Below are 12,940 nucleotides of genomic sequence, written 5' to 3' on the forward strand. Positions count from 1 at the left end.
GGTTGTGCGGGCATCAGATGACACCCTCTTCAACGGTGTCCGAAGACGGCTGGCGCTCAAGGATTTGCGCCACCTCGGTCAAGGTGGCGGCGCCGAACAACTGGCCCATGGGCAGTTCAACGCCCAGGCGGGTGCGCAGCATTTCGAGAAAGCGCGTGGCCAGGAGGCTGTCGCCACCGAGGCGGAAAAAGTTGTCGTGGCGTGACACGCTCGGCACGTTGAGCAATTGCTGCCAGAGTTCGGCGATCACCCGTTCGTCCGGGCGCAGCGGTTGCTCGTCTACCACCGTGCGCGTTTGGGTGGCGTCGGCCAGGGCGGCCTGCAGCGCGCGGCGATCGACCTTGCCGTTGCTGCTCAGAGGCAGGTGTTCAAGCACCAGGATCTGCTCCGGGCGCATGTACCCCGGCAGGCATTGCTCCAGGTGTCGCGCCAGGGCCTGCGCCTCGGTGCTGGCGGTGACGGCGGCCATCAGCTGGTTATTGGCGACCAGTGCCACCGCTGTGTTTACGCAGGGGTGGCGGGCGAGGGCGGCTTCGATTTCGCCCAGCTCGATGCGATGGCCGCCAATCTTCACCTGGCTGTCAGCGCGGCCCAGAAACTCCAACAAACCGTCGGGGTGGTAGCGGCCCAGGTCGCCGGTGCGGTACCAGCCATCGACAAAGCGCTCGGCATTCAACTGTGGCGCGTGACGATAGCCGCGAGCGACACCGGCGCCACCAATCCACAGCTCGCCGGTGACCCAGTCCGGGCAGTCCCGCCCCAGGGTATCGACCACCCGGTAAGCCTGGTTCGCCAGCGGCACGCCGTAGGGGATCGAGCGCCAACCCGGCAAGGGTTGTTGCACTTGGAAATGGTTCGACCAGATCGCCGCTTCGGTGGCGCCGCCCAGGGCGATAAAGCGGCAGTCAGGGGCCTGTTGCCGCAAGCGTTGCGGCAGGTCGAGGCCAATCCAGTCCCCCGACAGCAGCGCCACTTTCAGGCCCAGTGGCTGGCGGTCGTGGGCGTTGGCTTCGAGCAGCATGTCCAGCAGGGCCGGCACGCTGTTCCACAGGGTCACGCCATGGTGTTGCAACGCCTTGAGCCAGGCCCGCGCATCACGGCGTTGATCCTCTTCGATCAACACCAGCGCACCGCCCACCGACAGCAGGCCGAACAAGTCGTATACCGAAAGATCGAAGTCCAGTGCTGACAGCGCCAGGGTACGGTCGCTGGCGTCGATGCCATAACAGCGGTTGATCTCGGTCACGGTGTTCATCGCCGCGCGGTGGGTGATCTCCACGCCCTTGGGCTGGCCAGTGGAACCGGAGGTGTAGATCACGTAGGCCAGTTCTGCGGCCGGGACGGCGAGCGGCGCCGACAGCGGTTCAGCTTCCAGCGCGCGGCTCGGATCGAGGTGTCTGACGCTCGACAGCTGCGGGTCGTGCCCGGCAAGCATCAGGCTCACACCGGCCTGTTGCAGAATGCGTTGGCAGCGCTGCAGCGGTTGGTCGACACCCACCGGCAGGTATGCGGCACCTGCGGCCAGAATGCCCAGCACGCTGGCGATCTGTTGCGGCCCCTTGGCCAATGACACGGCCACCAGGTCGCCCGGCCCGACGCCTGCGTCCACCAGGCTGCGAGCAATGCGCAGCGCCCGGTCGGCGAGTTCGCCATAGCTCAGGGTGCCATGCTCGCCCCACAACAGGGCCGGGCGTTGTGGCGCTTGGCGTGCGTGTTCGAAGAACTCTTGGTGTAAGGTCGGGTCACCCGGCACGCCCGGGCCCGGGGCATTGAGCCGGGCGCGCAGTTGCGCCTGGGCTTGCGGCAGCAGGTCCGGCGGCGGGTTGTCCCAGGCGTGCTCGGCCAGCCAGTTCAAGCTGTACAGGTAGGCGTCGAACATCGTTTCGACCAGACCTTCGGGGAACAGGCCGACCACGTAATCCCAGTTCAAGGCTACGCCGCCGTTGGCTTCGACCACCTGATGGTCGAGCCAGACCTGTGGCGTTTGAGTCAGGCCAAAGACTTGCCGGGCAAACGGCCCATCCACCGGCGCGGCCGTGCCATCCGGAACCCCGAGGGCACTGGTGAACACCACGGGCATGCTTACCTGCCGCTCGCCATTGCCCCGGGCCAATCGCCGCAACAAGCTGACCGAGCCGAGGCAACGATGTTCCAAAGCCTCGCCCAGGGTTTGCTGGGTACGCCGGGCACGGTCGATCCAGCGCTCGCCGGGCACCGGTACATAGCCAAGCAGCGTCAGGGAGGTGAAATCGCCCATGACCTGATCGATCTGGGGATGCAGCGCGCGACGATCGAACAACGTGAGGTTGAGGCTGAGGTCCGGGCGCGCACTCCAGCGGCCGAGGGTTTCGGCAAATGCGCAGAGCAGTACCGCCGATGCGGTGAGGCCGTGCTGTTGGGCCTTGGCCAGGATCGCTGCCCAGGCTTGGGCGTCGATCTGCCCTTGCAGACGGTCGAAGCGCGGTTGGCCAAGGCTGGCGGGGTCAACCGCCAGCGGCAATTGCGGATGCGCTGGCAGCTCGGGCAGGCGTTCCTGCCAGAACTGTTGCGCGGCTTGCAGCTCGGCCGCGTCCACGGCGGATTGCAATTGATAGTCGCGGAACGACAGTTCCAGGGGAGTCAACGTCAATTCGGGGTCACGGTACAAGGCATCGAGTTCTGCGTAGAAGCGCAGGATGCTCAGGGCATCGAGGATCAAGTTGTCCAGGCTGATGGCCAACCGCGTATAGCGGCCGTGGGCCACGGCCTGCACATCGAACAGCGGCCACTGGCCTGGATCGAACACGCGATGGGCACAGTGTTCGCGCAAGTCTGCGAGGTTGGCATAGCCCTGGCCGATCTTGAAGGATGGCAGCTGTTGCAAGGGCAGGATGCGGGCCTGGCCGCATTGATCGAACACGGCGCGGAGCATTTCGTGGCGCTCGATCAAGCGCCCTAGGGCGTTTTGCAGGCGCGGCAGGTCAAGGTCCTCAACGTCGTATTCGCGATAGAAGTGACAGCTCACGCCGCCCAGTACCAGGCTCGGATCGCGGCCCAGCCAATAAGCTTGCTGGACCTCGGTCATGGGGAAAGGCGCGTGGCGTTGCGGCAGGTCGGGCACAATCGTGCGCTGCGGTTCGGCCTGGGTCAGTCGATGCAAATCGGCACAAAAAAGCGCGAGCACCGGTTTGACAAAGACCTGGGCGATACGCGCGCCACCCAGCCCCTGTTCGGCGAGCAGGCGCACCAGGCGGGTGGCGCTCAGGGAGTCACCGCCCAGGGCGAAGAAATTGTCTTCACGGCAGACTTTGTCACAGCCCAGCAACTGCTGCCAGACACGCGCCACCTGCGTTTCGATGTCGCCGCAGGGAGGCGACAGATTGGCCGGTACGCGAGTGTTGTTCACGGCCAGCCAGGCGCTCAGCGCCTTACGATCCACCTTGCCGTTGCCGGTCAAGGGCAACTGCGCGCACCCCAGGATCGTGCCGGGAATCATGTAGGCCGGCAGGTGCTCGGCGAGATGCCGGGCAAAGCCCGGCGAGTCAAACCGAGTGGGCTCTTCGGGGCCATTTGTCAGGCGCACCACCGCCGCCAGTTGCTGGCTGGCCAGCAGCGCCACCGCCTGCTCGATGCCTGGCCAGGCAAGCAATGCGCTTTCGACTTCCCCGGCTTCGATGCGCAAGCCGTGCAGCTTGAGTTGGAAATCGCGACGCCCGAGGAATTCGACATTGCCGTCGGGGTGATAGCGCGCATTGTCGCCGGTGCGGTACCAGCGCAGGCCTTGATAGTCTACAAAGCGTTCAGCGGTGCGCACCCGGTCGCCGCGATAACCCTCGGCCACACCGGTGCCGCCGATCCACAGTTCACCGGCGACCCAGTCCGGGCAGTCGTGGCCGTGCGGGTCGACGATGCGCAGGTGGACATTATCCAGTGGCGTGCCATAGGGCAGGCAGTGCCAGGGCAATGTTTGGCCAGGCAGCACTTCGAACAGGGTCGAGTGGATGGCGGTTTCGGTGGCACCGCCCAGAGCCATGAAGCGGCAGCCGGGTGCTTGGGCCCACAGCCGTGGCGCCAGATTCGGAGCGACTTTGTCGCCGCCCAGCAACACCGCGCGTAGCGGCAGGCTGGCGTCGGCAGGGGCGCAACCGAGCAGCATGTCGAGCAATGCCGGCACGCAGTTGAGCACGCTGGCGCGATGCTGCAGGGCCAGTTCACGCCAGCGTCCGGCATCGCGCTGGGCCTCGGGCTCGATACCGATCACCGCGGCCCCCGTCGACAGCGCGGCAAACAGGTCGAACACCGACAGGTCGAACTCCAGCGCCGACAGCGCGAGGATTCGGTCGTCAGTGTTCAAGTGCAAGCGCCGTTGCAAGTCTTGCAGGGTATTGGCGGCCGCCTGATGACTGATTTCCACGCCCTTGGGTTCACCTGTGGAGCCCGAGGTATAGAGGATATAGGCCAGGTCGCTGATTGCTCCGGGCCGCGGAGCGTCCAGCGCGGTGCCGGTGGCGGGCAGTTCCGTGAGCAATAAGCGTGCACCCGATGACTCACGGATTTTCTGGCAACGCGCCGTAGGTTGATCGACGCTGATGGGCAGGTACGTGGCGCTGCACGCCAGGATGCCCAGCACCGCAATCACCTGCTCGGGCCCTTTGGGCAGTTGCAACGCCACCACATCGCCGCGCCGGACGCCTTGGCCTTCCAGGTAGGCCGCCACGCTCAGGGCGCGCTCGGCCAGCTGGCCGTAGTGGATGACGGGCTGATTGCCGTGCAACAACGCGGGCAGGTCTGGCGTCAGGCGCGCCTGGGCAAAAAAGGCTTCGTGCAGGCGCTGTTCCGGCAGGGGCGCGACCTGGCCTTGAACGCTGTTGCGGACCTCAAGTTGGTTGGCGGGGATCAGCGCCGGCGGCGGCAGATCCCAGGCCGAAGATTCAAAACACAGGCGCTGCAACAGGCCGATGTAGGCCTCGAACAAACCGTCCAGCACCCCGTCGGCGAACAGCCCCTCACGGGCATCGAGATTGATCAGGATGCCACCATCCAGTTCGGTAACCTGAGCGTCGAGCCACACCTGCGGGCCCTGGGAAATGATCCAGGCCGGTTCGCCGAAACACGCCTGCACGCCCTCGGCGAACAATTCCCCTAGCCCCAGGGCGCTGGTATACACCACCGGTGCCAGCACTTGCTCACCGCGTTGCCGCGACAGCTCGCGCAACACCTCCAAACCGGAAAACGCGCTGTGCGCCGCATCGCTGTGGAAGCGTCGTTGCAGGGCCGTGGCGCGAGCGGCAAAAGTGCCGGCGACATGACCGTCCCAAGCCAGCAGGATCGATGAAGTGAAATCGCCAACCAGGCGGTCGACATCGGCATGCAACGGGGTGCGGTTGAACAGCGGCAGGTTGAGCAGCAGCTCGGGCGTCTCGCACCAGGCACCAAGGGCTTCACAGAACACCGCCGCCAGGGCCATCGCCGGCGTGAGCCCCTGTTCCCGGGCGTGGCGCTCGAAGGCCTGGCGCTGAGACGGCGGTAGCCAATGGTGACGGCGCCGCACCTGGCGATCGTCGCCCTGGGTCTTGACGGGCAGGCGCGGGGCACCGGGCAACCGGTCCAGGCGCTGCAACCAGTAGTCACGGGCGTGTTGATGACGAGCAAGCTGCTCAGGGTCGGCCTGTTCATCGCGCAGGTCGGCCAGGTAACGGGCGAAGCTGTAGTCCAGCGCGGCCAGGGGCTGTTGGTGATACAGCTGCACCAGGTCGCCGAGCAAGATGCGCAGGCTCAAGGCATCGGCTGCGAGCATGTCGAGGTTCAAGTGCAGGCGAGTCCCGTCGGGCAGCAGCGACAACTGGATATCCAGTACCTGACCTTGTTCAACGGCCAATTGGCGGTGGGATAACTCCGCGCGCAACGCCTCCAGTCGTTGTTGCTGTTGATCGACGCTGGCCTGGCGCAAGTCATGCACTTTCAATCCTGGCCAAGGGCTCTGCGCGAGGATCCGCTGGCGGCCGTCGTCGAGAAACTGCGCGCGCAACATCGGGTGCCGCACCAGCAGCGCCCGAACGGCGGCTTCCAAGCGGGCGGGGTCAACGTCGCGGCCATCGAATTCGTTATAGAAGTGCGCCGCCACACCGCCCAATTGCTGGCCGGGCGCACGCCCGATCCAGTAGGCGTGTTGCATCGGCGCCAGTTCGAAGGGCTGCCCTTCGTCTACTTGCACAGTGGGCGCGGCGGGGGCAGGGGGCGCCACATCGAGCAGTGCCAGCCAGGCTGACAGGCGCGGGTCGGCGATCAACTCGGCGAAGCGCGCGGCCAGGCCCTGGCGGCGCCATTGGCCGGCGAGGCGAATCAGGGTGACGGAGTCCAGCCCCCATTCGATCAGGTTCGCCTCCAGGGGAATTTTCTCGGCGGGCAGATCGAGGGCTTGGGAAAGGGACTGGCGCAGCAGTGTCGCGGTTGAGGTGCTGGGAGTGGCCATGGCTCAACGTCTTCTCATTACTAGGGCCCGGACCGGGGTTGGCCCAGGCGCTGGGGGCAGGCAGATGCTTGGAGGAAGATGCTAGTCATTCTCATTTTGGCAACTACCCGGATCGAATCGTTTTTGCCCCGCATCCGCGTCTCGCTCACCGGTTGCAGTGGCGTGGTGGCTGCGCGCAATGCCGGTCGGTCGCAGGATGCGGTTGGAAAATGACTTGAATCGGGTAGAGCCCGACCATGGCCTTGATTACCGTCGCTCGCCGCCCTCTTGCAGGGCCTGTGTCCGTCTGATCTGGTCTGGAGTTGTGGATGTCTTTCGATTCGGGTTTACAAGTGCGCGGCCTGCGCAAGCGCTACAGCAACGGCGTCGAAGCGCTGCGCGGCGTGGACCTGAGCGTCGGGCCCGGCATGTATGGTCTGCTGGGGCCGAACGGCGCGGGCAAAAGCAGTCTGATGCGGACCCTGGCGACTTTGCAGCAACCAGACGCCGGTAGCATTCACCTGGACGGAGTGGATGTGCTGGCCGATGCCGATTATTTGCGCCGCCGCCTGGGCTATCTGCCGCAGCAGTTGAGCGCGTATCCGGGCGTAAGTGCACGGGATCTGCTTGATCGTTTTGCCTGGCTCAAGGGACGAACCGACAGCCGTCAACGCCGTGAGGAAATCGAGGGTCTGCTGGACAAGGTCAACCTCCGGCAGGCAGCCCATCGGGCGCTTGCCACTTATTCGGGCGGCATGCTGCGCCGGTTCGGCATCGCCATGGCGCTGGTGGGCTCTCCACGCCTGTTGATCGTCGACGAACCCACGGCAGGCCTCGATCCGGCGGAGCGCAACCGTTTTCATCGAGTGCTCGCCGATGTCGCCGCCGAATCGATCGTGTTGCTTTCGACGCACATCGTCGAGGACGTCGAGAACCTCTGCAGCCGGCTGGCGGTGCTGGCCGGTGGACAGATTATTGTCGAAGGGAGCCCGGCGCAGTTGTTGGGCGCCGAGCAGGGAAGATTGTGGGAAGCGTCCTTCGACCGTGGCGAGGCGCTGCCCGATGCCTTGCATGTGGCCGCCAGTCCTCAAGGCAGCCGCGTCATTGTGCACGGCGCATGTCCTGCCGACCCTCGCTTCGTGCCCCACGCGCCGCGCCTGGAAGACATCTATTACCTGGCCCTGGCCCGGGCGGGTGAGGCGATCGACGCATGAATACCTTTGCTCTGCTGATGCGTGAGGCCTGGGTTGAAGTGCGCGCCGGCCTGCGCAGCGGCATCCCGTTGCTGGTGTTCCTCGGCCTGACCGGCTATTTGCTGATGTCCCTGGCCAACGCCGACTACGTGCAGAAAATGGGCGCCAGCGATATCGCCCGCAATGCCCCGAGCCTGATCTACCTGATGTCGTGCGGCTGTATGTTCTTCCTGTTTTTTGCCTGGGCATGGGTCTTTGCCCAGCCGGCCCTGAGGGACCGCAAGGCGCAATTGGAAGAAGTGTTGCTGGCTTTGCCACTGTCGCTGCCGGCGCTGTTGTGGGGACGTTTCATCGGTGCAGCGCTGGTGGGTGGTTTACTCGCCAGTTCGTTGATCGTCGGGTTTCTGCTCAGCCCGGTGCTGGGGTGGCTCGGCTGGGTGCCAGCGGCGAGCATCGGCGCGCCAAACTGGTCGGCGCTGGGGTTTGCCTGGGTCGCGTTGCTGTTGCCGGTGAGCACCGGGATCGGTGCGTTGTATTACCTGCTGGCCTTGCGCAGCCGCGGCCTGGCCGCGCCGTTTGCTTTGGCAACGGTGCTGATGCTGCTGTGGATGTTCGCGGTAGTGGTGCTCAAGGGCGGGCATATCAACCCGCTGCTGGCCGCCAGCCTTGATCCGTCACTGTTTACCTTTGCCCAGGCCCAGGTGGAAACCTGGTCCGCCACGCAGAAATCCCGATCGCTGTTGGCATTGACGCCGGGGTTCTGGCTGAACCGGGCGCTGTGGTGTGGGTTGCCCTTGCTGCTGCTTGCCGTCGTCCTGGCCCGCACCAGCCGCCATGGTTTGATGGGCCGGCGCAGCGGCGCCATGTTGGCCGAGCCACCGATGCAGTTGGCGAGCCACGTGCGCTTGCCGGGTCCGTTATCCAGCAGCCAGTGGTCGTGGGCCTTGTGGCGCGAGGTTCGCTGGCAGGTGCGGCAGTTGTTTGCCCGGCGCCTCTGGTGGGCAGCCCTTGGGTTGCTGCTGGCCATGGGCATTCTTAGCGGGTTTGTCCATATCGTCTGGCATGCACGCGGGCCGATGGTGCCGCGGCCGGATCTGATCTTGCCGCTGTTATCGAGCGCGTCTTTCCTGGTGATCGCCTTTATTGTCGCAGCGCTGGTGGGGCTGGTGTGCCGGCGCGATGACGTCGAAGGCCTGGGCGCGATGCTGCAAGCGACCCCGGCGCCGGCATGGCTGCGCTTGTTGGGACGGGTGGCCTGCGTGCTGACGGCGACATCGGCCTTGGCACTGGTGCCGGGCATTGCCAGCCTGGTGATCAGCGCGATTGCCGCCCCCGGTAACCTGGCCCCAGGCTTTGTGCTGATCTATCAGGTACTGGTGTTCGCGCCACCGTTGCTGGAACTGGCGATGCTCACGGTGCTGGTGCATGCCTTGATCCGTCGCTCCGGCCTGGCGTACGCGACGTCGATGCTGCTGACATTTTTCCTGGTGCTCAACCATGAGTTGGGGCTGGTCAGTTATCCCGCCTATGCCATGGCGATTCCGGCTCACGTGGCGTTGTCGCAACTCACGGGCTGGGCGCCCTGGTTGCCTTATCTCGCCACCTTGACGAGCTGGAAACTGGCCGGCTGCCTGGTACTGGTCGCGTTGGCGGCGCTGGTCTTGCCCCGGGGGCCGGAACGGCGACGTCTCATCGATGTACGCCGCAGCCTGTGGAGTCTGCCCGGTGCTTTGCTGGTATTGGGGGCTGTCGGTTTGCTGGGCAGCGGCGTGCTGTTGCATCGGCATCTGGTAGTGCAGGGCGAGTACCGGTCGGTGGCCGAGGAACGGGCCGAGCACACCGAATGGGAACAGCGATGGCTGCTTGGGGCGGGCGCTTGGCAAGTAGCGCAAGGACGTTTGCGCTTGCGTATCGACAGCGTTGCGCGACGTGTCGAAGGCGAGTGGACACTGGGGGCTGTGACCGCTGCCAATCAGCGCCTGGACGCCGAACTGCCGCCGGGTTTGCACATCACGACGGTGAGCGTCATGGGGCGCCCGGTGATTTTCGAGCAGGCGGCCGGGCACCTGCGTGTGCCTCTGAATGAATGCGCGGCGAGCGGCTGCAGCATGCAACTGAACTGGACTATGGAAGCCGCCGGCTGGCCGTCCGAAGGTGACGCATTCTGGCTGGGACCGCGAGGGGTGTGGCTGCAGGCGCGCCGCGTGATGCCGCGCCTGGGCCTGGACCGCGAGCGCTTGCTGCGTGCGCCGGCGCAGCGTGTCGAAGCCGGTTTATCGGCTGAGGTGCCGAGTCTGCCAGCAGGGTCGACAGTTGCCGTAGACGCGGTGGCGCCGGCGGGGGCGTGGCAGTGGCTGATCGAGGTTGATGGCCAGGCTTTAATCGGACAAAGCGACGGGCCACTGGACTTCGCCTACCACATGGCCGCGACGCAAGACCTCGACGGCGTGAAGGTACTCGCCGATGCCGGCCGCCAGCAAACCGCCCGTGAAGTCCGCGAGGATCTGGAGCTCATGTCCGCTTGTGTGGCTCGGCGCCTGGGCCATCGCCCGACCGTCGAACACCTGAGCCAGTGGCCGCCCGGCATGGGCTCCAGCCAGTTGAGCCAGACCCATCTTTTGCTCGGTCAGGCGCCGGATTGGGACGTGGCGCCAGCGGGCGTCGGGCGCTGGACGCGCCGCGCGCATATCGCCGAACTGCTCGCACGCCGAATGCTGATCGACGCCAGCGACCTGCGGCAAGCCCCAGCCTACCTCTGGTTGAGCCAGGGCGTGGCGGGCGCGATCGGCCTGCTATGTGTCGGTGATGTCGACGGCGCTGATGCCCGCTCGGCCCTGGTGAAGTTGATGGGCGAAGACTTGACCCGTGCCTTGGGCAATGACGGCGAGCCCATCGGCACCTTGGCTGACGCCCGAGAGCAGGGCTGGGTTGCGTCTTATGCGCCCCTGGTCAGCCTGGATTGGGTGGCCGGACAAAGCGCCGGACAACTGATGGCGATGAGCACAAATATCCGAAACGGCCAGGGATGGCCCGCCGCAATGCAGGGCCTGCTGGGCGCGCCCTCCGATCAGGCAATCACCACGGCGCTCAAGCGCTGGGGGCCTGCGCAATGAATTCGAACCATCCCTGTTTTTTGGAGCTTCCCATGTCACCTGAGTTGTCTCTCCAACCGCTACGCCGTCCGCTTGGCTGGCGGGAAAACGTGTTGACCCAAACCCTGGCGCTGGCGTTGTCCAGCCAGGTATGCACGGCCTATTGCGCCGGCTATCAACCCTCCACCAGTGCGGAGGTCATCGAGTTGGCCCCGCTGACAGTCAGCGTCCGGTTGAACGAGGAAAGCGCCAAGGATATTCCCTTCGGACTTTCCGTGATCGATGGACAGACCCTCGAAGCCCGGCGCTTGCGCAGCCTGGAGGATGCATTGCGGACCACGCCGGGCGTGGATGTGAACTCCTGGGGCGGCGCCAACGATGCCAATGTGCGCATCCGTGGTGTCGGTTCGCTGAACCAGATGAGCATGGACGACGGCTCGGTGGTACTGAATGTCGACGGGGTTCCGATGTCGGTGCGCAACGCGGCGATGGCCACGCTTGATGTGCAGCAAGTGGAGGTGCTCAAAGGCCCCCAGGGCACACTGTTCGGGCGCAACAGCGAGGCGGGCGCGATCAATGTGACCACCCGCAAGCCGACCCGCGAACTGGAAGGTTATGTGCGCGGCGAAGTTGGCAACCAGGGCCAGTTCATGACCGAAGGTGCCATCGGCGGGCCGTTGACCGAATCCCTCGCGGGGCGTATTGCCGTGCGCCGTAGCGGCTTCGATAACTGGATCGACGACCAGCAGGACGGCGACCCGTTGACCAAACCTCGCGACCTAGCCCTGCGCGGCAGTCTGCTATGGGACAACGATCAGGGCACAACCGGCCTGCTGACCGCCGAGCGCCAGCGCGCCGATCATTATGCCGGCCTGGAAATGCTGCGCCCGTTTGGCAACCGTCGCAGCCTGGACTACACGCCCGGTACGTTCGATGACAACCAGAAGACCAACGAGCGTTATTCTTTCGAGCTCAATCATGACTTGGCGCAGTCGCGGATCACCTCGATCAGTGCCTACACCAGCACCGATTTCAATGCGGTAAAAGGCTATGACCGCAACATCACCGAGGCTCTCTACGGATCACCGTTCGAATACCTGATCGAAGATACTGCCAAGGAGCGCGTGTGGAGCCAGGATCTGCGCCTGGGCTCGCTGGAGGATGCCGAGGTGTTCTGGGTGACCGGGGTGAACCTGTCGCGCTCCGAGCGTAGCTTCGACTCCGACGACTTCACCAGCGGCGCCCGGCAGAGGCGCGATTTCGCCACCAACAGTTATGCGCTGTACGGCGAGATGACGTATCCGATCGCCGAAGACTGGAAGCTCACCACAGGCCTGCGCCACACCTGGGACCGCAAGACCTACGGCGCCGACTATTCAAGCGGGGGCAATAGTGTCGCCGACGATCGCCGGTTACGGAATGACTACAACACCGGGCGCGTGGCCTTGAGCTACGCGCTCACGCCGCAGACGAATCTGTATGCGGTGCTGTCGCGAGGCTATAAATCAGCGGGCTTCAACGATTACGCGACGTCGGTCAGGGACAGCGAACCTTACAAGGCGGCCAAGGTGAACTCCGCCGAAATCGGTTTCAAGCATGAAAGCGCCGAGGGTGCCGTGAGTCTGGAAGGTGCGTTGTTCATGACCCGTGTGCAGGACGACCACCTGCTGGGGTATGACTTCAACACCCTGGCGGTCAGTGCCGTGAATGCCGATACCCGCAGCAAGGGCGCCGAGCTGTCGAGCACCTGGCATGTCACTGATGAGCTGACCCTCGGCAGTGCGGTGAGCTACACCAACGCGGTGGTGACCTCTGATGCACCGGGCGTTTCCGGTGGCGATGTCGCGGCGGGGAATCGTGTGCCGGACGTGCCGCTGTGGAGCGGTAACCTCAGCATCGCCTGGCAGAGGAACCTGGGCGAGTTCATGGGCTTGCCTGCCCCGCGGCTGAACACGTTGCTCAACTATCGCGTGCAGAAAAATCGCCCCGCCGACCCACAGAACCACTACGACCTCAAAGGCTACGCCAAGCTGGACCTGCACGTGGGCCTGGAGAGTGGCGGTTCGGAAGTCTACCTGTGGGGCGATAACCTGCTCGATGCGCGATATGACTTGTATGGATCGTACTCAACTGATCAAGTGCTGACCGGCATGCCGGGCCGGGGGCGCTCGGCCGGCGTGGGGTACAGTTATTCGTTCTGAGTGCTCCTCATGGAGTCAAGGGCA

The 12,940-nt window shown here is 65.0% G+C and carries 4 protein-coding genes; 3 read left to right on the forward strand and 1 reads right to left on the reverse strand.

Annotated elements, in window-relative coordinates; all coding sequences use genetic code 11:
- Positions 1-13: 13 nt before the first annotated feature.
- Positions 14-6,451 carry a non-ribosomal peptide synthetase gene (locus tag BLU76_RS04570; protein ID WP_092221604.1) on the reverse strand — a complete coding sequence of 2,146 codons (6,438 nt, stop codon included), beginning with the start codon at positions 6,449-6,451 and terminating at the stop codon, positions 14-16.
- A 308-nt stretch (positions 6,452-6,759) separates the two neighbouring features.
- Between BLU76_RS04570 and BLU76_RS04575 the strand changes: the two genes are divergently transcribed.
- From BLU76_RS04575 to BLU76_RS04585, 3 genes are read left to right on the forward strand one after another with little or no spacing between them, the layout of a single operon-like run.
- Positions 6,760-7,644, forward strand: a complete 885-nt coding sequence (locus BLU76_RS04575) for an ABC transporter ATP-binding protein (protein WP_092221606.1) — start codon at positions 6,760-6,762, stop codon at positions 7,642-7,644.
- Complete coding sequence (locus BLU76_RS04580; RefSeq protein WP_092221607.1) at positions 7,641-10,736, forward strand: hypothetical protein; 3,096 nt, start codon at positions 7,641-7,643, stop codon at positions 10,734-10,736. Before BLU76_RS04575 ends, BLU76_RS04580 begins: the two co-directional genes overlap by 4 nt.
- A gap of 32 nt (positions 10,737-10,768) precedes the next feature.
- Positions 10,769-12,916: a TonB-dependent receptor gene (locus BLU76_RS04585; RefSeq protein ID WP_092221609.1), complete on the forward strand. Its 2,148-nt coding sequence runs from the start codon at positions 10,769-10,771 to the stop codon at positions 12,914-12,916.
- Positions 12,917-12,940 lie beyond the last annotated feature (24 nt).

The sequence above is a fragment of the Pseudomonas sp. NFACC08-1 genome (genome assembly GCF_900106735.1).
GTDB classification, from domain to species: Bacteria; Pseudomonadota; Gammaproteobacteria; order Pseudomonadales; family Pseudomonadaceae; genus Aquipseudomonas; species Aquipseudomonas fluorescens_Q.

What these genes read in the sequence shown, in the direction of transcription:
- BLU76_RS04570 (WP_092221604.1), bottom strand. Translation starts at nt 6,451, where the DNA reads ATGGCCACTCCCAGCACCTCAACCGCGACACTGCTGCGCCAGTCCCTT.
- BLU76_RS04575 (WP_092221606.1), top strand. Translation starts at nt 6,760, where the DNA reads ATGTCTTTCGATTCGGGTTTACAAGTGCGCGGCCTGCGCAAGCGCTAC.
- BLU76_RS04580 (WP_092221607.1), top strand. Translation starts at nt 7,641, where the DNA reads ATGAATACCTTTGCTCTGCTGATGCGTGAGGCCTGGGTTGAAGTGCGC.
- BLU76_RS04585 (WP_092221609.1), top strand. Translation starts at nt 10,769, where the DNA reads ATGTCACCTGAGTTGTCTCTCCAACCGCTACGCCGTCCGCTTGGCTGG.